Raw genomic sequence first — 21,390 nt, 5'->3', positions numbered from 1 at the left:
CGAGAATGGAAGTCCTTATGAAAATGCTATTGCAGAAAGGGTAAACGGGATACTAAAATCAGAATTTGATTTGCATAGCTCAAAAGTTGGTTTTAGGGAAACTACCCAAAAGATAAGAGAAAATATCCAAACCTATAATCAATTAAGGCCCCATGCTAGTTGTGATTATCTAACTCCAGAGCAGGCACACCTGAAACACGGGCCATTGAAAAAAAGATGGAAACCTAAATGGTGCAAACCAAATGAAAAGCAACTTGTATAATTGATACAGGAATAACAAATTTGCGTGTATAGCCATTTCAGGATAAGACATTGGGACAGTGAGGGGCCTTTTCTTTACTCACCAAAGCCAAGAGAGTGGACGTACCTTGACTGGTATAAGTACATTATTAAAGTGGCTAAAGATGAATGTGGTTGTCAATTGGTTTTGACTGAAAAAACTATATGGCAGAATATTCCTTCTGATTTACAGCAAGAGATTGTAAGTCTTGAATTAACAACTTAAGTTAGTAACCAAAGTGTTTAAGTGTAATGCTGATTAGGTAACTAAGGCATAGGCTGTCTAAGCAGACTAGCAGTTTGGTTCTGTCCAGACGATATACAGAAATCCGATTCCAGAGCTCACATCCGGTTACAAAATCTGTTTGTTTTGTAATCGGCAAGTTGTGTTTTTGGGTACCCAAAAACTCCCTCGCCTTTATTTATTCTAGCCTTTTGGGGCTAGAATAAATAAAGGCGAGAAAACCCCTGCGCAACTCGGGGTTTATAAAAGTCCCTCAAAAAAACTTAAAAGGACAGGAAGAAAGTTTCGGCAGATTAGCGGGTTTAAAGATGTTAGTGGTATTTTTCCCTTAATAAAGCCATATCTGCACCGACCTTAATGTCTAATATCTTAGCATAGCGCTGAGTCGTTCTGATGTTGGTATGCCCTAACAACTTCGATACACTTTCAATAGGTACGCCATTTAAAAGCGTTACTGTGGTCGCAAAAGTATGGCGGGCAATATGAGAGGTCAGTTTTTTGTCAATCCCGCAGAGATCCGCAATTTCCTTCAGATACTCGTTCATTTTTTGATTGCTGGGTACAGGAAGTAGATTCCCTTTATTTAAGCAGACCTTGTTTGTAGCATACCGATCCATAATCTTAACCGCTGTAGGTAGTAGGGGGATTGCAGATCTGGTTTTTGTCTTTTGACTGTTGGTGAATATCCAGCGTTCCCCATCATTTCCCTTTTGAATATGCTCCTGTTTCAGTTTAAATACATCTACGTAAGCCAGTCCGGTAAAACAGCAAAAGACAAAGACGTCACGTACCTGCCTTAATCTTTAAGATAGAAACTGTTTTCCGGCGATCTGTTCCAGTTCCTCTTGATTAAGGTGATAACGGTCAACATTCTTAGTTTTGCCTTTGTAACCTAGAAAATGATCTTTTTCCACCCAGCCGTTTTCCAAACCAATGCGCAGGATCTTTCCTAAATTCTTGACGTTTTTAACCACATAGTTATTCTCGCAGTTTTATCAGACCTTAAATAGTAGTCAAAATTATTCAGGAAGGCTTGATCTACTCTTTTGATGTCCACGTCCGCCAGCTCGTATTTGGAAAGGACAAACGCTGATAGGTGTTTTTCTAAGACCTTATAACGACTCAATGTACCCTGTACGTAACCTTTACCCACCAAAGACTGCATCTTTCATTATGATCTTTAATAGCCTCTAGTAAAGTGTGTGAGCCATTCATTTTACCCAGATACCGGCATTTAATGGCTTCAGAACTTATCCCGATACCAAAACCAACCAACTCCTGATGTGCCTGATAAACGGAATTTTGCAGTTGATCCAAATAGGAATTAAGCATTTTAACATCTTCTTTAGTTCCGATTAGTCGGCTGGATCGCTTACTCCACGGCTTGGGTTACAATCCCTGCTGGTCGCAATTTCTGCGCGTTTACCATCAACCGTAATTCTCATGTAAATAGGGGTGTTGCCGCTGATGTAGTTCTTTTGCTTTTTCAGATAAAAAAGCAGGCTGAGTCCGTTTTCATCATTTAATGATTAAGGGTGAAACAAAAATAGCTTTGCAGTTTAACGATTACAAGATGTTCAGTTTGTAACTACCTGTTCAGTAGTTGGATATGTGCCATTCGGTGAGTAGGGTGAATTTTCCAAATGACTCACCGAATCGCTCACTTTTTTTATGAGAATTGGGGATCAAGTCAAAAACTTGTGGAGCAATGATTCTTTTTTCGATTTTATGCATACAATTGAGTTAGCCTGAACAGGAAGAATTCAATATTTTTGACTCCTCTGAATTGCGATCTGAATGCCTTTATCTTCGCATTGAAGGATTCTGCAGAAGCATTAGTAGATCGGTTATCAAAGTAGTTCAAAATCGTTTGATAATGGTTTTGTATGGATCTGGCAATTGTATTGAAAGCCTTGAATCCGGTTTGCCTTACTTTTTCATGCCATTTGGCCAGGTTTGCTAATGCGAAAACCTTGTCTTTTGTTTTTTCAAAGATTTGACTAAGTCCAAAACTAAGCCCATAGGCTGTTTTTAGCTTGGGAAGCTTTGAAATAAGAGTTCTGCACGATTTTTTTGACTTTCTGTCCAGGCCGATGGTTTTTTATACAGTACATATCTGCTGCGAGCCAGCAATTGCTTGATCGTATCACCGTTATGGAGTACTTCCGCCTGAAATGGATGACCTGTCTTTTTTGATTCTTCTATGGCTTCATTCTCCGCATCCATAGCTTCCCACCTGTATTTGATCCGCATTTCCTGTAGTGCTTCGGTGGCCAGTTTCTTCACGTGGAACCGATCAGTTACTCTGGTCGCCTCCGGAAAACAACGTTTGCAGATCAACTCCATATTACCTGCCATGTCCAGTGTAACTTCAGTTACTTTTTTCCTTGCTCTTTCAGGGATCCTTTTCAGTACTGAAATGACGGTTTCCGCTTTGGTTCCTGCTACAATGGCAACAATAGCTCCTTTTTTACCCTTTGCTGCTTTGTTGGTAAGGATGGTATAAAGTTCACCATGGGAGAGACTGGTTTCATCTATAGAAAGCTGCTCACCGAGGTTTTCCGGATATAAGAGCCACTTTTTCGCATGAGATTTCTGATCCCAGCTTTTAAATTCACTCAGGTGATCCCGGTATTGGCGAAGCAGGTTTTTTGCCTTTACACAATAAAATGAACTGATGGCATCAACACTATTCGGGGCTGTATCGATTGATTTCTTTTAAAAAAGCCGCGAAATCCCCTGTCATTCGCGTTCCCTTCTCTACTAAAGTCCAAGTCCGGTAAATCACCTTATCGGTCTCTGTATTAAGCCATCTTCGGCGTCTGATGTGATAAAACACTTTATGCCCACGGATAGGGAAATCCTGAATCACAATCTGAGGAAAAAAGCCTTTGGACAATACTTTAATACCATCCCATTCAGAGGGTGGTGTATTCAGTTCTTCAAGTTCGATCTGGAAAGTCTCACTATCCTCAATAACCCCTTTAGATTCAAAATTCTCTAGTATAAAGTCTGGCAGAAATAAGCTGAGTAATGATGCTGTAGCTGATGGCATAAATATAAAACTGTATAAAATACAAAGCTATATTTTTAATGCCTCCTCCACAAGTTTTGGGATTGATCCAGAATTGGTGCAAGTTTTGGTACCCCCCGTAAAAGTAAAAAGGCTGTTAATCAAGTGATTAACAGCCTTTTGTACGTTTTGATTGTCTCCTTGAGTGATCCCGCTGGGATTCGAACCCAGGACCACTACATTAAAAGTGTAATGCTCTACCAGCTGAGCTACGGAATCAATCCTTTTTGTGAAGGAGGTGCAAAGATAGAAAAAGATATGTTAAAGTAAAATGTTTAGTGAAATTTTTATTGTTTATTTATCAAAATAATTTACAATTATTTAAATGACAGGTTGTTAGGCTATTGTCTTCGCTCACCGATTTGCTGCCTCCACATGGCTGCATAGAGTCCATTTACCTGAAGAAGGTCCGTGTGGGAGCCTGTTTCTGATATTTTACCTTTTTCTAATACATAAATTACGTCTGCATGCATAACCGTTGAGAGCCTGTGCGCAATTAGAATCGTAAGCTGTTCCCTGGTTGCAGAGATTTCTCTTATAGTTTGTGTAATATCTTCTTCAGTCAGGGAGTCAAGTGCGGAAGTAGCTTCATCGAAGATGAGTAACCGGGGTTGCCTAAGTAAGGCACGTGCTATAGAGATTCTTTGTTTCTCCCCACCGGACAACTTCATGCCATTCTCACCGAGCATTGTATTCACGCCGTGTGAAGCTTTAGCAATTAGTGCTGTTGCTGAAGCCTTCCGCAGGGCTTCATGAATTTCTTCGTCTGTAGCTGCAGGTTTTACAAAACGCATATTGTCCTTGATGGTGCCGGCGTAAAGCTGGGTATCCTGCGTAACGAATCCGATTTGTCTGCGAAGTGGGTTATATCTGATCTCTGTAGAGCTAACATCGTTAAAATAAATTTTACCACTCACGGGAGGATACAGTCCGATCAGCAATTTCACCAATGTAGATTTTCCGGAACCAGAAGGGCCAACAAAAGCAATGGTTTGACCAGATTGTACACGGAACGAAATATTATCGATTGCATTGTAACCAGCCGTTTTATGACGGAATACCACCTCGTTAAATTCTAGGCTTTCCAAGGGTCCCAGCTCAACTGAGTTTTCAGGTCTTCGCTCCACTTGTTTGTTCATCAGCCGGTCGAAGTTTTTGATAGAGGCATCTACCTCACGATATTGGAGAATCATATTTCCCAGGTCCTGTAGAGGGACGAAAATCGCTGTAGATATAAACTGCATAGCAATGAGCTCGCCGGTGCTTAATACTTTACGAAAGATGAGCCAGAGCAAAATGAATAAAATTGATTGCTTTAAGACGCTCAGAGTTGCCCCCTGAAGGAACGATAAGGAACTAACCTTTCTTGCCTTATACATTTCCAGGTTAAATATCTTCCTTGTTTGCTCATTCAGCCTCCTGATTTCTGGAAAAGTAAGCCCCAGGCTTTTTACCAGTTCTATATTTCGCAGACTCTCAGTGATTATTCCTGCCTGGGCATCCGTTTGCCTGTTGATAGAACGCTGTACAGTTTTAATCCGTCGGGACAGTAAGCCAGTCAATGAGCCCAGAACCACCACACCTACGATAAACACTGGAATTAATAGCCCATTTTTATTAAGGCTGTACCAAAGTAAGAAACCCACTCCAACCATGGAGGAAAACAGGACATTGATGAAAGAGTTGACAAAACGCTCCGCATCGGTTTTAACCTTTTGTAATACAGAAAGGGTTGTGCCGCTTCTGTTCTCTTCAAATTCATGAAAGGACAGGCGGAGCGTTTGTTTGAGTCCGTCATTAAAGATGTGCATTCCGAATCGTGCGACAATCTTTCTGGTAATATATTCCTGGACCGCTTTAAATAGTCGCGAAACGATTGCAATCAGCGCGGCAATACCCAGCCAGTATAAAACCTCGTGTATCAGTTCTTCTTCAGCTAGCCCTTTTGGATTACTTGCATAATCATCTACAATTTTACCAAAGATCAAAGGATCAATCAGGCTGAGCAGCTGCGCAATACCCGCAAGCAGCAGCGCAAGAAAAATGAGGGATCTGTGCGGCCTCAGGTATTTCCATAATGTCTTCATGAATCTTTCCGATTGTTGAAATGAATTTGTAAGAGATACCTAAAATTGAGATAATACAGGCTTGGTCTGCATGATAGATTCGATCTTCTCTATAACCTCGTCATTTATTCTCGGTAATATATCTATTGTCGTCAGATTTTCTTTCAGTTGTTCAGTTTTAGAAGCGCCAAGAATGACAGTGCTTACATTAGGGTTATTCAGACACCAGGCCAGGGAAAGTTTGGCTAAGGGAATATTAAGCTCGTCTGCATATTCCTGTAGTTTTTTAGCTTTATCGAGCTTTTCTTCAGCAAGTACAGATTCTTTCAGCCATTCCATACCTTTCATGTCCAGGCGGGTATCACCAGTACTGCCTTTCGTGTATTTACCGGAGAGCAGACCGGACGCCAATGGAGACCAGATAGTTGTACCCAGACCATGGTTGTTAAATAGATGCAGATATTCGTTCTCCACTTTTTTGCGTTCCAGTAAGTTATATTGAGGTTGTTCCATTGTTGGGCCAATCAGGTTATACTGTTTGGCGACGCTGATAGCCTCCATAATTTCTGCGGCACTCCATTCTGACGTTCCCCAGTAAAGGATTTTACCCTGTTGTAATAAAGTGTTCATCGCAAATACCGTTTCCTCTATAGGGGTGTTTTTATCCGGGCGGTGACAAAAATATAGATCGAGGTAATCTACCTGTAGCCGTCTTAAAGCAGCATTACAGGCTTCAATAACGTGTTTTCTGCTCAGTCCTATACCATTCGGTCCTTTATTCTCGGCTCCGAAAAACACCTTGCTGGATACTATAAAAGTATCTCTTTCCCAGCCATGGTTTTTTAGAGATTTGCCCATTACGATTTCTGATTTTCCTTCTGCATAGCCCTCAGCATTGTCAAAAAAATTGACTCCGGCATCATAAGCTACACCCATCAATTCATCTGCTGTCTCATCACTAATCTGCTGTCCGAAAGTCAGCCAGCTACCAAGAGATAATGCACTAACTTGTAATCCCGATTTTCCTAGTCTTCTGTATTCCATTTTCTAATTATTCTTTGTAAATTATTTGTATAAATAAATCATACCCGTATAAAACAGTCGGATTGCAGAATAAGTTTTTTTAACAGATGTTTTAACTGCGATGAAGCTTTTAGTATTGTTATGGTTTCGTTAAGGTTAATTCCGGAATTTGTCCGCCCTTTCTTCGGATTTCCTTCGGACTTCCTTCGGTTGGCCGCGAAAAAAGTCGGAAGGAAATTGGGGTGAAATCCGGACTTATGGTTGGCATGAATTAAACAGTGGTTAATAAATGCCGGATTAAATGTCTTTTTAGTTTATTTTTGGGATCTCAGTGTTATCGCGATGTAATTTTTGTGAAACGAAACACATGCTGTATATTTTAAATTCCTAATTTGTAGCCCAATTATGATTAACGCGTTCATCAGTATCGGGAATATATTTAACCGGCTATTAGTCAGGGAGAAGAATCCAATTAATCAGGCCCGTATAAAAATGCTTGCCTATATACTGGTTTTGTACACAATATTTACAGCTACCTTAATTGTAGCCTATATCTTGGGAGGAGAAACACTACATCTGATTCGGGTTAGTATAATTTTCGCCGCAAGTCCTTTACTTATTGCGATTGCCTATTATACCTACGCTTGGAAAATAGTGTCCCATATCGTCCTTGGCCTCATTACACTCGCAATATGGAGCAATCTGACTATTTATGTACAGGGGGTTAATATAGAAACGCTCCAGTTTATCTGGCTGGCCTGCGTATTGGGCTTTTATATGCATGGTTTAAAGTGGGGATGGTTTTATGCAGTTATTAATATACTTCCAGTTTTATTATATACCGCTACCGATTATAAAACTTATTTTTATTTAACATCAGGGCCCCATAAGGTAAGCCAGTTAACTTATCTTTTTGTTATTACTTATAATTTCTTTCTGATCCTTTTTCTTCATCATTATTTTTTTCAGGCTTTTAATCAGAATTTTATTACGCTTACGGAAACAAAAAATGAGCTGAAGGAGCTTAATGAAAAATTGAAAAACACGTTGTATGAGGTTGGTAAATTATCAAATGCAAGAATGGACTTCCTATCGACGATGTCTCATGAACTTAGAACGCCATTAAATGGAGTAATAGGTATTTCTAATGCCCTACTGCTGCAAAGCCCCCGGGAAGACCAAAAGGAGAATATAGCGGTGCTTAAATTTTCTGCAGAGAACCTGCTCTCACTTATTAATGATATTCTTGACTTTAACAAATTTGAATCCGGTAAGGTAGAGCTGGAAAATATTCCATTTGACCTGGTTGTTCTTATTAAAAACAATATCCTGAGTATCAAACCCAGGGCACAGGAGAAAATGTTAGATCTAAATCTGATCTACCCTGAAGAACTCGGACAGATCCGTGTAATCAGTGACCCTACGAGATTAACCCAGGTCTTATTAAACTTATTAAATAATGCAGTTAAATTCACAGAGAAAGGGACCGTTGAGTTAGCTCTTGTTATCATAAAACAGGTTGATGGGGAGGTCTCTGTACGTTTTAAAGTTACCGATACAGGTATTGGTATAGCTGCCGAGAAACAACAGGAAATTTTCGAACCGTTTATACAGGCCAGTTCCACTACAAATCGTTATTTCGGCGGTACCGGACTTGGGCTGCCGATCGTAAAAAAAGTTCTGACCATGTTTAATACCAGTATTCAGATTAATAGTACGCCAGATCAGGGCACACAGTTTTATTTTGATATTGACTTTATTTCTCAACCTGCAAGCAAATTTGTTTTGCCCGAGCATACGGCGACAGGGGAGGAACTTGCTGGTCTTAAGGTACTTGTTGTAGAGGATAATCCGGTTAATGTATTGGTGATCAGAAAAACACTAGAACAGTGGAATATCCAGCCAGTCATTGCAGAAAATGGGTTGATCGCCTTGAAATTATTGGAAACAATGGATTTTGATATTGTTTTAATGGATTTATATATGCCAGAGATGGATGGTTATGAGGCGACCACCTGCATCCGTAGTTTAAAGGATCCTATCAAATCTGCTGTGCCAATTATAGCCTTAACTGCGAGTTCAAATATAGATATTACAGATAAAGTCATTCAGGCAGGTATGAATGATTATCTGTCAAAGCCTTTTAATCCAGATCATTTATATCAGAAACTAACTCGGTTAATTAGGCCGAAGGGAACAGTTAAAATTCCTCTTCCAGATAAATCTCATGGACTAAAAACTTCACTTTAGCCAGTGGCTCAAGTAACTCGGTGATTTCTTCTGAATCTATAGGGTATATAGTTTCCTCAGAGTCAGGGATTTCAGAATCAGGGATCAGCTCGAAAAACTGCACCGGCAGACTACTCTGCAGTTCAACCAGTTTAATGTATTTCACGCCATTACTAATCCAGTCTTTTAAGATTTGATGGTTAAATTGCTGATATGGATTTCTTTCCTGGGACATAACACTGAATGGTTTAAGAGCGGGTAAAGCTAAATATTTTCCTGCTAACAGTGGTTCTTCAACAATCTTTTGTCTAATCCGGTATATTCGGGTAGCTTTATTATAAGTCAACAAAAATACCGGATCATGAAAATTCTAGTTATAGAAGATGAAAAGCCTTTGCAGGAGAGTATTAGCAGTTACTTTCAGGAAGACGGTTCTCGGTGCGAAGTTGCTTCGACATTTCGGGAGGCATCTGAAAAAATAGGATTATATCAATACGACTGTATACTTCTTGATCTTGGTTTGCCTGACGGCGACGGGCTAAAGTTATTGCAGGAAATTAAATCTCTAAAGAGAAAAGAAGGAGTGTTGATCATTTCTGCGAGACATTCTTTAGATGATAAGCTGGAAGGACTGGATATGGGGGCAGATGATTATTTGGTAAAACCCTTTCATCTTTCTGAGCTTCGTGCAAGAGTGGCGGCTATAGTTCGCCGTAAGAAATTTGATGGTCAGCAGCAGATCATTTTTCAAGAAATTCAGATTGAACTGAGTTCTATGCGTGTTCTGGTGCATGGAATGCCTGTGGTCTTAACCAAAAAAGAATATGATTTGCTAATCTATTTCATTTCTAATCAAGGAAAAGTTGTGACCAAAAATGCAATTGCAGAACATTTATGGGGAGATGATATGGACCTGGCAGATGATTACGATTTTATCTACAGTCATATTAAGAACCTTAGGAGAAAATTAACTGCTGCAGGCGCTATAGAATGCATACACTCGATATATGGGATAGGTTATAAATTTGGAATCTTATGAAACTTTCCAGTCGGTATAATCGCGTCAATCTCGTTATTTCATTGTTGGTTTTACTGCTTACTGGAATAATCTACTATTTTTTGATCCATCTGATTTTAAATGCCAAGCTTGATAAAGATTTGGAAGTAGAAGAAGAGGAAATTATACGGTATGCAGCAATTTACAAGAAATTGCCTCTGCCCGGAAACTATCTTGATCAACAGGTGTCTTTCAAGGAGCTACATCCTGCTGACACTGGCATCAGAGAATTTAAAAACACGGTTTACAAAAATGAGCCTGAACATGTTGTTGAGCCCGGCAGGGGGCTGGTTACCAGTTTGGATCTTAACGGCAAGACCTACGAAGTGACTATTATTAAATCCAGGCTGGAGTCCGAGGGGTTGGTAAGAATGATCCTGCTGATTACATTGGCAGTGACTGGATTGTTGTTATTTACTCTTTTTGTTATCAACAGATTTATATTGAGTCAGTTATGGAAACCTTTTTATGCTGTTCTTGATCAGATGAAAAGTTTCAATCTTGTTAAATCTCATCAGCTTCAGTTTAAAAAAGGCGAAGTAGATGAATTTGACGAACTTTTTGATTCTGCTAATCTGATGGCGTTACGTGTTCAGCAGGATTATAAAGAATTGAAGAACTTTACAGATAGTGCAGCCCATGAAATGATGACACCGCTGGCTATTATCAGATCTAAACTGGATACACTTTTACAAACAGGCGAATTTAATGATAAGCAGTATGGGTTACTGGATGATGTATATCGTGCTATAAACCGGACGTCTAGACTAAATCAATCCTTGCTTTTACTGACAAAGATTGAAAATAAACAACTTCCTGAAAGTAAAATTTATCCTATGCATGACCTTTTGCAGGAAAAAGCGCGACAGTTTGAGGAACTTTTCGAGAAGAAAAATCTCAGGCTCGATCTGGACATTAATCCCACATCTCTTGTCATGAGCCGTTATCTTGCCGATATATTTTTTAATAATTTATTGAGTAATGCAGTCAGGCACAATTATCAGGGTGGACGTGTATGGGTAAAGTCTTCAGGTGATTTCATTCTTATCGGTAATACGGGTAGGTCTGAAGAGCTTGATGAGAAGCACTTCCAAAGATTTTATAAAGCTGCAGATTCTGAGGGGACTGGTTTGGGGCTGGCTATCTGTCTTGAGATCAGTGTACAGTACGGCTATAAGTTTACTTACGAGATGATTGATGGAAATCATACTTTTAAGTTATTCAATCCAGCATCTCTATAAATCTTATACTTTGTTGCCGGTTCTGCTTTTGGGTTCTTGTGTCATTGTAAACAGAAACAGCTGGTTTTTTGTTATTACTTTTTAATACCCAGCTATGCAGAATCAAAAGAAGAAGATTAAAAGAACGGCGGTTCTTCTAAGTATCTTATCAAAATACGGTTTTGAAGAATTAATGGTTAGAACTAATTTTAGGCATCATTTCACTGTGGAGCCTCCTGCTGGTTCTGGCTTGGATTCTCAAGTGCCTTCTTTAAATGTTTATGAACGGATACGAATCGTCCTGGAAGAGCTAGGCCCCACATATATTAAATTTGGACAGGCTTTTAGTGACCGGGAAGACCTTTTGCCGGCAGAGCTAATTACAGAACTGAAGAAACTGCAAGACAAGGTCAAACCAGAAGAGTTGGACGTGAAGCAATGGGTCGCAGATGAACTGAATATTATACCGGAAGATTATTTTAGTGATATTGACCCTATTCCTATTGCCTCTGCGTCAATTTCACAGGTTTATACCGCAGTACTGATTACAGGAGAGAAGGTTATTATTAAGGTCAAAAGGCCAGGTATCCGGGAAATCGTAGAAGCTGATCTGCTGATTATGAAAGATTTCGCGCGATTACTTGTAAATTATAATGAGAGTTTCAGAAAAATAAATCTGGTGCAGGTATTGGAAGCTTTTGAAAAAGCTATCATTAACGAACTATCATTTTTGCGCGAAGAATCGAATATGGTACAGTTTGCCAGAAATTTTAAAGGCCACCAAAAGCTTCATCCCGTGCTGCCTTATCCGGAGTTATCGAATGATAATATCTTGTGTATGGAGTATATACACGGATTAAAAATTACAGACCGGGATGCACTGGTGAAAGAAGGATTCGATCCAAAAGAAATTGCGGCGACCGGATTGGATTTGTACCTGACTCAGATAATGGAGCATGGATTTTTTCATGCCGATCCACACGCTGGAAATCTATTCGTATTGCCTTCGGCCCAAATTGCATTTATAGATTTCGGTTCGATGGGAAGTATGATGCCTTCGGATAAAGAATTGCTTGAAAATTTTATCGCTCATTTCATGGCAAGGGATGCGAAAAGATTAATCCCTACGATTAAAAGGATGGCTGTTCGTTTTAATATCACCGATGAGAAAAAGTTAGAGCGTGACATCCATGGAGTTTTTGAGTTGCTCAGTGGAAATTCCCTGGCCAATATAGACGTAAAAGTAATTCTCAAAAGCTTCTCCGCAGTTCTGAATGATAATGAGATCCTGATGCCCGAGCATATTTACCTTCTGGTACGCGGAATTGTCTTGATTGAAGGAATAGGACGTAAGCTTGATCCTGAAATGAATATAGTGGAAAGTATGCGTCCCTATGTGGCTAAGATTATCAAAAAAAGATTAAGTCCGGAATATTTGATTGACAAGGGGATGGAGACATTGCGCACTTTTGGTGAAGGCCTGACAGAAATCCCTGAGAATCTGAAAAATATTGTGAACAAACTGGATAGTGGTGAGTTGAAGATAGTGCAGGAGATCAGAGATTTTCCAGCATTTAAGAATGCTGTAGTTAATGGTTTCAGTAAGCTTTCGTATGCATTGATCATTACTGGTTTTGCAATTGCCTCGTCATTAATTATACAGGCAGATAAAGGTCCGAAAATTTGGGAGATTCCAATTCTGGGCTTTGCAGGTATCTTGATTTCTGGTATAATGGGCTTAATATTCTTAATTTCATTCTGGAAAAAAGACAGTTAAGTGTGCATTGATTTGGCATTGGGGCCTTAATCGTATTCCAGCTGCCTGGTCTGCTTTGTATGTTGAATAAAATAGACTGAAATTAAGAAGAGTAAAATGCAGCAGCTTAACGGGACTGTCGAGATTAGCGTTACATGCATCCAGGTCTCCACGGTGGAATATGTACTCCAGCTGGCTACGCGGGTTTCGAATTCTACATAATTAACGGCATACCAATATATAACCAGGGCACCCGCATAGATGAAGGACTGCCTGCGTTTTGTAATTTTATTATTCTCAGCAAAGTAAAAAACTGAACTGATGATAACCACTGCATAAAGACACAAATACTCTATATAGGAAAGAGGAGACTGGTTCATATCAACCCCTGAAGGGGTATCCGGGGCGGCCCACAGTACTTCAATAAATGTAGTGGAAACGGCAGCCAGATTAAGTAAAAGTAGTTTTTTTAGCATGAATAGGTTCAGGATGCTTCTCAACCAAAATCATGCCTTTTTATAAAATTGGCTGATTTGTCAGTTTGTCTGAAATGCTGTTTTAAATAAAGTGTTGCGTAAATTTGATTTATCAGTTTAAATAATAACCGAAGAATTTAGAAAAGTTATAAAATATGAAAAACCTGAAAATAGGCTGGGTAGGCCTGGGAAATATGGGAAATGTCATGGCGGCAAATATTCTTAAAGCGGGGTACGAATTACAGGTTTTTAACCGCAGCAGGGGAAAGGAAGATGAACTTGTTTCTGCTGGCGCGGTTTCTGCGGCCGGATTAGAAGAATTGGCCCGGGATTGCGATATTGTGTTTACGATGTTAGCGGATGATAACGCTGTTAAATCTGTATATGAAGATGGGCTGCTTTCAGGTATCGGGCAAGGAAAACTACTGATTGATATGAGTACAGTAGCTCCGGCCACTTCTGTTTATCTGGCTGGATTGTGCCAAAGCCATGCAGTAAGTTTTCTGGATGCTCCAGTATCAGGTAGCGTGCAACCAGCCACTGAGGGTACTTTAATTATTATGGTAGGTGGCGAGTCTGAAGATTATCAGCAGGCCTTACCTTTATTTGAGGTGTTAGGGAAACTTTCTTTACATCTTGGTGGGCATGGGGCTGGCAGTTCTGCTAAAGTGGCAATTAACTACTTGTTGGCTGTCCAGACGCAAGCCCTGGCAGAGACAGTGCTATTCGCCCAGCGTAATGGTATTGATAAGGAGCGTATGCTTCAGATCGTTAACGAGGGGGCGTGTGGCAACAAGATGTCGCAATTAAAAACACCCTCTATAATTAAGGGTGAGTTCCCTGCTGCCTTTGCGCTGAAGTATATTGTAAAGGATCTCAAACTTGCCAAACAGGCAGGTCTTGATGCCCCGCTTGCAAATCCGGTACTGGATACTTTTTCCGCTGCGATGCAGTCGGGTTTGGGTAATGAAGATCTGATGGCTGTTGTAAAATATCTGGATAACAAAAAATAAATTTTACATTTCGCTTTCGCCCGTTAATTCAGAATTAATCCAGAATTGAGTTCTACTATTGCATAAAAGACCATCTTTATGTTTAATAGACTAATGAAAGGTAGATATAGCGTATTATTTGCGTTTATAGTTACCTTTTTACTGGTGTCATTTCTAGTGCGTACCGGATTACTGGTAGTTTCTGTCTCCAAAGCAAGTTTCAGCTTAACGGATATATTGCATTTGTACCTTCTGGGTTTTGTGTATGATTTTGGCGTTTCGCTATTTTTAACGCTGTTTTATAATCTTTATCTTCTATTTTTACCTGTGAGGTGGAATAATAGCAGAGGAAATAAAACGATAACTTACATTTTTATCTTCCTGTTATTACTCATCTCTTTCTTTTCTTTTTTTGCTGAACTCACCTTTTGGCAGGAGTTTGAAAGCCGATTTAATTTTATTGCTGTAGATTATCTCATTTATACTTATGAAGTTATCCATAATATCAATGAATCTTACCCGCTGCCTTTACTTTTCTCTGGCGTATTGCTGTTGGTGGCAGTGGTCTTATTTGTCTTTTCGGGAAAGCAGGTTTTTAGAAATTCTTTTCAATCAGTTATGCCATTTAAAAGCAGGCTGGGTATTTCATGTTCGTTATTAGGTATACTCATGCTGTATGTATTGTTTCTGAATAATTCAACGGCCGAATCTGGTGCCAACCGGTATAGTAATGAGCTTTCCAAAGCCGGGATCTATTCTTTCTTTGCAGCATTTAAGAATAATGAGCTGAACTATAATGATTTTTATGCTGTGATACCGGAGGATAAGGCCTATAAATTGATGAAAAATGATTTGCAGGATGGGAAATTTGTCGCTGTTGGCCATACTATTAAGAGGAATATAGCTGGAAATGGAATCCTTTACAAGCCAAATGTGATTATGATAACAGTGGAGAGTCTAAGCGCTGATTTCATGAAACATTTCGGAAATAATCAAAATCTCATGCCGGTTGTTGATGCACTTGCAGACAGCAATTTGCTCTTTACAAATATGCTGGCTACAGGGACACGGACGGTAAGGGGCATGGAAGCTCTTACACTTTCTATTCCGCCAACTCCAGGGAATAGTATTGTAAGAAGAGCACATAATGAAAATTTAAACACCGTCGGGGAGATTTTTAAAAATGCGGGTTACAGCCGTACTTTTTACTATGGTGGGGACGGGTACTTTGACAATATGAATGAATATTTTGGAAGTAACGGTTTTGACATTACTGACCGGGGACGAAATATTAAAATGGGTGATTCGTATCTGACTAAACGTACCCTTATTCAGGGCAAACAAGTGCATTTTGAAAATGCCTGGGGAATAAGTGATGAAGATCTGTTTGATGCAGTAATCAGGGGGGCAGACCAAGCTTATAAAACCAGGAAGCCGTTTTATAATTTCGTGATGACAACTTCTAATCATCGTCCTTTTACTTTTCCAGCGGGAAGAATTGATATAGCCGGGGGGAGCAGGGAGGCTGCTGTACGTTATACAGATTATTCAATTGGCAGGTTTCTGAAGCAGTTAGCTGAAAAGCCATGGTATGGAAATACAGTTGTGATAATCGTAGCGGACCATTGTGCCAGCAGTGCAGGTAAAAATGAGATAGATATCAGTAAATATCACATTCCTTGTTTGGTACTCAACCTGCCAGGAAAAAAAAAGCAGGTTATTGATAAACTTTGTTCGCAGATAGATCTTTACCCTACATTATTCAAGCTGTTTGGCTGGAGTTATCAAAGTAATCTTTTTGGGCAGGATGTGCTGGATCCGTCATACTCACCGCGTGCGGTATTTGGTACTTATCAAAAGTTAGCCTATCTTAAAAATGACAGCCTGGTTATTCTGGGGCCGCAGCAGAAAGTCGAAACATTTCTTTACCGGAAGAGCGGAAACGAACAGATACCTCATTCATTGCCCCCGGCTATAACAGACAAGGCTATAGCTTATTATCAGACCGCTTATGATTTATTTAAAACAGGTGGGCTTCGTCAGTAAACTGCACCTTATAAAAGGAGATTAATTAATACACCGGTTAATGCAGCAGACGCAAAACTAACCAATGTACCAACGAGTATATACTCAGTTTTAAGTTGGGTGTTTACTTCTTTTTCACTGAAACGGAGAATAGACTTTGCTGTCATTAGAAAACCAATCGCCGTATATTGTGCCATGAGTACGAATGTGAGAATTAGAATCCGTTCGCAGATACCAATCCATTTTCCGGCATTAGCAAGTCCAAGTTCCTGTTCTTCTGTTTTTGGTATTTCAGCTGGAATACTGTCTTCGATGATTAGCTGTTCCGGAGTTGTATTTCTGGTTTTCTCCCGGCTGATCTGATCTCTCCATTTTTGTGTTGCCTTCCCAATGATAATGCCCAGTGGCCAGCTGACAAAAGTATATCCGGTTGCCACGATCCAGAATAAATCCCTTTTAAATAACTGATGTGTAAACAGTGGAATTTCACCCCAGCGTCCTTCAACAGATAACCAAAGGATAATAATTACAAAAACATGGGCGATCTGATCTGCGATGAAGCTGGTGAAATTATCTTTTCCCGCTTTTGCTTTGATATAATCTATGCATAAATGCGTACTGAAAATGACTGTGGGGATTATCCAGTTATCGTATCTTCCGGATAAGATATAAGCGACTACTGTCGTCACTACGACATGAAGATAAAGCTTGCCCGATTTTCCCTTTTTTAATTCTCTGTCTTTCACCCAGCTGTTGGGCTGAAGAATGAAATCTGTCAACAGGTGTGCAATCAGTAATCTCAGTAACAGCGATATTTCCATTATTTCTGTGTAGCTAAATTTCCAATATAGTTAATGGCAGGTTCAAATTCTTTCCAGCCGGCAGATTTTAATCTGCTGTTTACAGAAGGCTGGGAGAGTGATAATGCAGCTGCAATCTCTTGCTGGGTATGACCGTCAAGCAGCATAAGGATAACCTCTGCCTGCCCGGTAGTCCAGCTGCCGATATATTTATTCATGAAGTTAAGAATAATTTCTATGCCTTTGTTCTTCTCCTGATCATTGGTATGTATGGTAAGATATTCATGTTCTTTCATCTTATCAAAATTTCTTCCTGACAAATGAAATGCTTCCCCGTCTGAACTCAGTACATTTTTCCCCTGATAGGAGATTGCTCCGATGCCTATAGAAATTCTGCTGCTTATGGATATATGAGCCGTAGGATCTGAGTTTGTTTTAAACCAGCAGATTAGTTGGATGCTTTTAATAATTGCTTTAGTCGGGTCGTCAAAAAGTACCTGGTAACTGTCTCCTCTGAACATTTCAGCATTGCTCTTTTTCTTTGTCCAGTTCTTGATCAGTATTTCTGTACTTTCAACCAATTGCTTTCTCTTTATCGGAGATAATTTAGTGAAATTGATAATATCTCCGGTAATTACTGCTTGTGTTTCCATCACGGTAAGTTAAATACAACAACAATATAGTGTTTTTAGTCTATATTTTGAATATATAGAGTAATTTATCTATAAATCTATATTATAGTGTTTTTGATCTATACATGATCATTTATATAAACATCATCTTTTGTCTCCCGGTAGCGGAAAAAAAAACAAGAAAAGTCTTTCTACATCGGATTATGTATCCTATATTCGCGCTGTTTATATTAAATCTAAATAAGGATAGAGCCTTAGGAGACATAATTGACAATGCGAACAAATTATAAAATAATATTATGAAAACAATTAAAACCTTATTGGTCCTGGCTGTCATGCTGGTTATTTCTAACTCTAGTTATGCGCACGCCCTGTGGATTGAAGCAAATTCAAATGGCCAGAAAGGAAAGAGCCAGGAAGTTAAGATCTTTTATGGTGAATTTGCTACTGGTGAGATCGAACCAGTTAATAAATGGTATTCGGATGTAAAAGAGTTTACATTATGGCTTATTGGTCCCGATCAGAAACGTGAAAAAGTCACTGTTAGCCAAAAAGATGATCACTTTGTAGCGCAGTTCACACCTGAAACAGATGGCGTATATTATCTGACTGTAGTACACGATGCGAAGGAAATTGCGGGTAAAACTAAATATGAATTTTCTTCTGTTGCTGCTGTCAACGTTGGTAAATCGGCTGTATCCGGACACAATCATATCGAAAATTCTTTAAAAGTTATTACTTCTCAAACGCAGGCTAAAGTGTCATCGCCAACGAAAATACAAGTGTTTATGGACGGAGCTCCACAAGCTAAGGGTAAAGTAATCGTGACTTCAGAAAACGGCTGGGCTAAAGAATTCACCGCAAATGAAGCGGGTGAAATAACTTTCTCACCAATTTGGAAAGGGAAATATGTTCTGGAAGCAACTAATTTCAAAAAAGGAGAGGGTGAGCTGCATGGTAACGCCTATGAAAGTACATGGCAGGGTGCAACAACAGTAATGTATGTGCTATAAATATTAATTCAAAGATCCCATGGAAAGAGACGGCAATCTCAAACCATGGGGCTCTCTATTCTGTAAGACAGCTGAAACTGTCGTACAACGCTTTTACAAGCGTCAACTCCTAAATGACATTAAAAGTTATATGCAAATTAAGCAATTATTACTTGTTATATTGTTGATCTTATTTCATAATCAGCAGTTAGTTGCGCAGCAGAATGCAACTCAAAAATTCTCAGGAACGGTAAGCTCGGACGATGGTTTACCTATACCTGGTGCTACTGTTAAAATCGGAGAATATATTCGGGTTACAGATAATAAAGGTGAGTTTTCCTTTGATCAGATCATACCCAAATCTTATACGATTTCTATTGTATATATCGGCTTTAAGCCTATTCGTAAGTCCATAACTATTGGCGAAAAACAAAAAAACAGAATTGAATTTGTAATGGATGCTACCACACATGAACTAAAGAATGTTGATGTAGTGGGCCGGACAAAAGTAACTGAAGTTAACAGGCAGGCTTTCAATGTGACGGCTTTAGATGCGACTAAAATGCATAATTCTACCCTGGATATTGCAGGTGCACTCGACAGGGTCGCAGGTGTCCGTGTCAGGGAAACAGGAGGCTTGGGTTCTAACTTTAATCTTTCGCTAAATGGTTTTTCTGGAAACCATATTCGTTTTTTTCTGGATGGTGTACCCATGGATAACTTCGGTTCTTCTTTTCAGATTAATAATATCCCGATTAATATTGCCGAGCGTATAGAGGTTTATAAGGGAGTCGTACCTATGTGGTTAGGTGCAGATGCACTGGGTGGAGCTGTTAACATTGTAACCGGAGACCGCTTTCGTAATTATATAGACGTATCCTATTCTATTGGTTCATTCAATACGCATAGAAGTGTTATTAATGCTGCGGCAACTTCCAAATCTGGATTTACAGTTCAATTAAATGCATTTCAGAATTTTTCTGACAATAATTATAAAGTTACTGTAGATGCGTCTGACATTAATACTGGACAATATTCTCCTGGAACAAGGGTAAAACGCTTTCACGATCAGTACCATAACGAAACTGTAATTGCCAATGTTGGTGTAGTGGACAAATCTTTTGCAGATAAATTATTATTTGGCGTAACGCTCGGGCAAAACTATAAAGAGATTCAGACCGGCGCCAGGATGGTCTCTGTTTTCGGACAATGGCACCGTCGTGGTAATATGATAATGCCTACGTTAAAATACCAGAAAAAGGATCTGATCAAAGGTCTGGATCTGAATTTTAATGCGAATTACAATTTCGGTAAAGAACAAAATATTGATACGGCTTATCGGCGATATGACTGGTTTGGAAATTACAAACAGTATGAGGGTAAAGGTTCTGAAAGAACAAGAACAATGTACAAATATGGTAATAACGCCGGTTTAGCAACAACGATGCTAAACTATAAGCTGAATGACAATCACTCTTTTGCTTTAAGTAACGTGTTTTCTACTTTCGACCGCAAGGGCTCTGATGAGATCAACCCATCCAATAATGCCTATGAGCAGAAGCAGAAAACAAATAAAAACATTTTGGGGCTGGGCTATATGTTTAATACGGCAGACCATTGGAGTTTAAATCTTTTCAGTAAATATATTATTCAGAATTCCATTGTAGGGCAGCAAAATTTGAATCAGACAACTACTCAAAGCCAATTTGGCTATGGATTGGCGACCAGCTATAATTTCAATAGAAATCTTCAACTGAAAGCATCTTATGAAAAAGCAAACAGGATGCCTGAAGCTACTGAGATATTCGGAGATGTAGAAAATTTTGAAGGAAATTCGAATCTGAAGCCAGAAGTTAGTGACAATGTAAATGTTGGTTTAATGTACTCATTTTCATTGCAGGATGTCAACAGATTCTCCATATCAGCAAATGCGATTTATAGGAATGCAAGCAACTTTATCTATTACCAGTTTAACCAGAACCAGAGCAAATTAGTTGCTGGCAACAGAGACGGGGTAACCAATTTTGGTGGCGATATAGAGGCCCGGTATTCTTTTAAAGACTGGCTTACAGCCGGTGTAAATGTAACCTATCAGAATATTATAAATCAACAGGAATATGAGGGAAATCCTCCGGTTTTAAGTCCGGTTTATAAGGACAGAATGCCTAATATTCCTTTCTTATATGGAAATGGTGACGTTGCTTTTTCATTTAAAAATGTAGGCAAAAAGGGCAATAACCTAAGTTTTGGGTACAATTTGCTTTACGTACATGCCTTTTATTTATACTGGCCCAGCAGAGGTACATCTGGTGATAAATATGGTATCCCTAAGCAATTATCACATGATGTCAATTTACTTTACAGCTTAAAAAATGGGCGTTATAACATTTCAGCTGAATGTAAGAACCTCAATGATGCCCTGCTTTATGATAATTTCAGTTTACAGAAACCAAGCAGAGCATTCTACCTCAAATTAAGATACTTCATTAACAAGACTGCCTAATAAACAACGGTCTCAAGACTAAT

At 39.2% G+C, this 21,390-nt stretch carries 21 protein-coding genes, 1 tRNA gene and 2 pseudogenes; 10 read left to right on the top strand and 14 right to left on the bottom strand.

The window, feature by feature from the left end; all coding sequences use genetic code 11:
* Nucleotides 1–262: integrase core domain-containing protein (locus BM192_RS00575; protein ID WP_139218406.1), on the top strand; the 262-nt coding region annotated here is incomplete at its 5' end.
* A gap of 24 nt (nucleotides 263–286) precedes the next feature.
* Nucleotides 287–505: a hypothetical protein gene (locus BM192_RS21320; RefSeq protein ID WP_170844835.1), complete on the top strand. Its 219-nt coding sequence runs from the start codon at nucleotides 287–289 to the stop codon at nucleotides 503–505.
* A 329-nt stretch (nucleotides 506–834) separates the two neighbouring features.
* On the opposite strand, the pseudogene BM192_RS21255 reads toward BM192_RS21320, so the two are convergent.
* From BM192_RS21255 to BM192_RS00545, 10 genes and pseudogenes are all read right to left on the bottom strand, one after another.
* Nucleotides 835–1,284, bottom strand: a pseudogene (locus tag BM192_RS21255) (site-specific integrase); the annotation flags it as partial.
* 42 nt (nucleotides 1,285–1,326) lie between these two features.
* The gene (locus tag BM192_RS21250) at nucleotides 1,327–1,497 is read right to left on the bottom strand and encodes a hypothetical protein (RefSeq protein WP_316930985.1); all 171 of its coding nucleotides are present in this window, start codon (nucleotides 1,495–1,497) and stop codon (nucleotides 1,327–1,329) included.
* A complete protein-coding gene (locus BM192_RS21245) occupies nucleotides 1,473–1,688 on the bottom strand; it encodes a phage integrase SAM-like domain-containing protein (RefSeq protein ID WP_316930984.1) in 216 nt (71 codons plus the stop codon). Before BM192_RS21245 ends, BM192_RS21250 begins: the two co-directional genes overlap by 25 nt.
* Nucleotides 1,646–1,855 (bottom strand): hypothetical protein, encoded by a 210-nt coding sequence (locus tag BM192_RS21240; protein WP_316930983.1) that lies wholly within the window; start codon nucleotides 1,853–1,855, stop codon nucleotides 1,646–1,648. The genes BM192_RS21245 and BM192_RS21240 overlap by 43 nt, the downstream gene beginning before the upstream one ends.
* A 23-nt stretch (nucleotides 1,856–1,878) precedes the next feature.
* Nucleotides 1,879–2,013, bottom strand: coding sequence for an Arm DNA-binding domain-containing protein (locus BM192_RS21235; RefSeq protein WP_316930986.1), 135 nt, complete (start codon nucleotides 2,011–2,013; stop codon nucleotides 1,879–1,881).
* A 236-nt stretch (nucleotides 2,014–2,249) separates the two neighbouring features.
* Nucleotides 2,250–3,202: pseudogene (locus BM192_RS21315) on the bottom strand (ISAon1 family transposase).
* Between the two features lie 10 nt (nucleotides 3,203–3,212).
* The gene (locus tag BM192_RS00560) at nucleotides 3,213–3,578 is read right to left on the bottom strand and encodes an ISAon1 family transposase N-terminal region protein (RefSeq protein WP_037440138.1); all 366 of its coding nucleotides are present in this window, start codon (nucleotides 3,576–3,578) and stop codon (nucleotides 3,213–3,215) included.
* A 164-nt stretch (nucleotides 3,579–3,742) separates the two neighbouring features.
* Nucleotides 3,743–3,815, bottom strand: a tRNA-Lys gene (locus BM192_RS00555).
* Nucleotides 3,816–3,937: 122 nt separating this feature from the next.
* Nucleotides 3,938–5,683 (bottom strand): ABC transporter ATP-binding protein, encoded by a 1,746-nt coding sequence (locus BM192_RS00550; RefSeq protein WP_037440136.1) that lies wholly within the window; start codon nucleotides 5,681–5,683, stop codon nucleotides 3,938–3,940.
* Between the two features lie 39 nt (nucleotides 5,684–5,722).
* Nucleotides 5,723–6,706 (bottom strand): potassium channel beta subunit family protein, encoded by a 984-nt coding sequence (locus BM192_RS00545; protein ID WP_037440134.1) that lies wholly within the window; start codon nucleotides 6,704–6,706, stop codon nucleotides 5,723–5,725.
* A gap of 384 nt (nucleotides 6,707–7,090) precedes the next feature.
* On the opposite strand from BM192_RS00545, the gene BM192_RS00540 reads away from it, so the two are divergent.
* Entirely contained in the window at nucleotides 7,091–8,935 is a 1,845-nt protein-coding gene (locus tag BM192_RS00540) for a response regulator (protein WP_051759816.1), read from the top strand.
* Here BM192_RS00540 and BM192_RS00535 read toward each other — a convergent pair.
* Nucleotides 8,886–9,149, bottom strand: coding sequence for a hypothetical protein (locus BM192_RS00535; RefSeq protein WP_037440162.1), 264 nt, complete (start codon nucleotides 9,147–9,149; stop codon nucleotides 8,886–8,888). The genes BM192_RS00540 and BM192_RS00535 overlap by 50 nt on opposite strands.
* Before the next feature lie 126 nt (nucleotides 9,150–9,275).
* Between BM192_RS00535 and BM192_RS00530 the strand changes: the two genes are divergently transcribed.
* From BM192_RS00530 to BM192_RS00520, 3 genes are all read left to right on the top strand, one after another.
* A complete protein-coding gene (locus BM192_RS00530; protein ID WP_037440132.1) occupies nucleotides 9,276–9,953 on the top strand; it encodes a response regulator transcription factor in 678 nt (225 codons plus the stop codon).
* Entirely contained in the window at nucleotides 9,950–11,212 is a 1,263-nt protein-coding gene (locus BM192_RS00525) for a sensor histidine kinase (RefSeq protein WP_037440130.1), read from the top strand. The genes BM192_RS00530 and BM192_RS00525 overlap by 4 nt, the downstream gene beginning before the upstream one ends.
* Before the next feature lie 94 nt (nucleotides 11,213–11,306).
* Nucleotides 11,307–12,968 carry an ABC1 kinase family protein gene (locus BM192_RS00520; RefSeq protein WP_037440128.1) on the top strand — a complete coding sequence of 554 codons (1,662 nt, stop codon included), beginning with the start codon at nucleotides 11,307–11,309 and terminating at the stop codon, nucleotides 12,966–12,968.
* Nucleotides 12,969–12,994: 26 nt separating this feature from the next.
* On the opposite strand, the gene BM192_RS00515 is transcribed toward BM192_RS00520, so the two are convergent.
* A complete protein-coding gene (locus tag BM192_RS00515) occupies nucleotides 12,995–13,423 on the bottom strand; it encodes a hypothetical protein (RefSeq protein ID WP_037440126.1) in 429 nt (142 codons plus the stop codon).
* Nucleotides 13,424–13,578: 155 nt separating this feature from the next.
* Between BM192_RS00515 and BM192_RS00510 the strand changes: the two genes are divergently transcribed.
* Nucleotides 13,579–14,436: an NAD(P)-dependent oxidoreductase gene (locus BM192_RS00510; RefSeq protein ID WP_081857497.1), complete on the top strand. Its 858-nt coding sequence runs from the start codon at nucleotides 13,579–13,581 to the stop codon at nucleotides 14,434–14,436.
* Between the two features lie 78 nt (nucleotides 14,437–14,514).
* Entirely contained in the window at nucleotides 14,515–16,461 is a 1,947-nt protein-coding gene (locus BM192_RS00505; RefSeq protein ID WP_037440124.1) for an LTA synthase family protein, read from the top strand.
* Nucleotides 16,462–16,469: 8 nt separating this feature from the next.
* Here BM192_RS00505 and BM192_RS00500 read toward each other — a convergent pair whose 3' ends face one another.
* The gene (locus tag BM192_RS00500; RefSeq protein WP_037440122.1) at nucleotides 16,470–17,261 is read right to left on the bottom strand and encodes a DUF3307 domain-containing protein; all 792 of its coding nucleotides are present in this window, start codon (nucleotides 17,259–17,261) and stop codon (nucleotides 16,470–16,472) included.
* Nucleotides 17,261–17,893 carry a helix-turn-helix transcriptional regulator gene (locus BM192_RS00495; RefSeq protein WP_037440120.1) on the bottom strand — a complete coding sequence of 211 codons (633 nt, stop codon included), beginning with the start codon at nucleotides 17,891–17,893 and terminating at the stop codon, nucleotides 17,261–17,263. Before BM192_RS00495 ends, BM192_RS00500 begins: the two co-directional genes overlap by 1 nt.
* Before the next feature lie 278 nt (nucleotides 17,894–18,171).
* Between BM192_RS00495 and BM192_RS00490 the strand changes: the two genes are divergently transcribed.
* Nucleotides 18,172–18,885: a DUF4198 domain-containing protein gene (locus BM192_RS00490; protein ID WP_037440118.1), complete on the top strand. Its 714-nt coding sequence runs from the start codon at nucleotides 18,172–18,174 to the stop codon at nucleotides 18,883–18,885.
* 19 nt (nucleotides 18,886–18,904) lie between these two features.
* On the top strand, nucleotides 18,905–21,367 hold the full coding sequence (locus tag BM192_RS00485) for a TonB-dependent receptor (protein ID WP_234797475.1): 2,463 nt from the start codon (nucleotides 18,905–18,907) through the stop codon (nucleotides 21,365–21,367).
* Nucleotides 21,368–21,390: the final 23 nt, after the last annotated feature.

The sequence above is a fragment of the Pedobacter antarcticus genome, assembly GCF_900112985.1.
Lineage (GTDB): Bacteria > Bacteroidota > Bacteroidia > Sphingobacteriales > Sphingobacteriaceae > Pedobacter > Pedobacter antarcticus.
The sequence above is the reverse complement of the archived record's forward strand: the minus strand, read 5'-3'. Positions and strand labels throughout refer to the sequence as shown.

What these genes read in the sequence shown, in the direction of transcription:
- BM192_RS00530 (WP_037440132.1), top strand. Translation starts at nt 9,276, where the DNA reads ATGAAAATTCTAGTTATAGAAGATGAAAAGCCTTTGCAGGAGAGTATT.
- BM192_RS00485 (WP_234797475.1), top strand. Translation starts at nt 18,905, where the DNA reads ATGGAAAGAGACGGCAATCTCAAACCATGGGGCTCTCTATTCTGTAAG.
- BM192_RS00515 (WP_037440126.1), bottom strand. Translation starts at nt 13,423, where the DNA reads ATGCTAAAAAAACTACTTTTACTTAATCTGGCTGCCGTTTCCACTACA.
- BM192_RS00490 (WP_037440118.1), top strand. Translation starts at nt 18,172, where the DNA reads ATGAAAACAATTAAAACCTTATTGGTCCTGGCTGTCATGCTGGTTATT.
- BM192_RS21245 (WP_316930984.1), bottom strand. Translation starts at nt 1,688, where the DNA reads ATGCAGTCTTTGGTGGGTAAAGGTTACGTACAGGGTACATTGAGTCGT.
- BM192_RS00535 (WP_037440162.1), bottom strand. Translation starts at nt 9,149, where the DNA reads ATGTCCCAGGAAAGAAATCCATATCAGCAATTTAACCATCAAATCTTA.
- BM192_RS00540 (WP_051759816.1), top strand. Translation starts at nt 7,091, where the DNA reads ATGATTAACGCGTTCATCAGTATCGGGAATATATTTAACCGGCTATTA.
- BM192_RS00545 (WP_037440134.1), bottom strand. Translation starts at nt 6,706, where the DNA reads ATGGAATACAGAAGACTAGGAAAATCGGGATTACAAGTTAGTGCATTA.
- BM192_RS00525 (WP_037440130.1), top strand. Translation starts at nt 9,950, where the DNA reads ATGAAACTTTCCAGTCGGTATAATCGCGTCAATCTCGTTATTTCATTG.
- BM192_RS21240 (WP_316930983.1), bottom strand. Translation starts at nt 1,855, where the DNA reads ATGCTTAATTCCTATTTGGATCAACTGCAAAATTCCGTTTATCAGGCA.
- BM192_RS00560 (WP_037440138.1), bottom strand. Translation starts at nt 3,578, where the DNA reads ATGCCATCAGCTACAGCATCATTACTCAGCTTATTTCTGCCAGACTTT.
- BM192_RS00500 (WP_037440122.1), bottom strand. Translation starts at nt 17,261, where the DNA reads ATGGAAATATCGCTGTTACTGAGATTACTGATTGCACACCTGTTGACA.
- BM192_RS00505 (WP_037440124.1), top strand. Translation starts at nt 14,515, where the DNA reads ATGTTTAATAGACTAATGAAAGGTAGATATAGCGTATTATTTGCGTTT.
- BM192_RS00510 (WP_081857497.1), top strand. Translation starts at nt 13,579, where the DNA reads ATGAAAAACCTGAAAATAGGCTGGGTAGGCCTGGGAAATATGGGAAAT.
- BM192_RS00520 (WP_037440128.1), top strand. Translation starts at nt 11,307, where the DNA reads ATGCAGAATCAAAAGAAGAAGATTAAAAGAACGGCGGTTCTTCTAAGT.
- BM192_RS00495 (WP_037440120.1), bottom strand. Translation starts at nt 17,893, where the DNA reads ATGGAAACACAAGCAGTAATTACCGGAGATATTATCAATTTCACTAAA.
- BM192_RS00550 (WP_037440136.1), bottom strand. Translation starts at nt 5,683, where the DNA reads ATGAAGACATTATGGAAATACCTGAGGCCGCACAGATCCCTCATTTTT.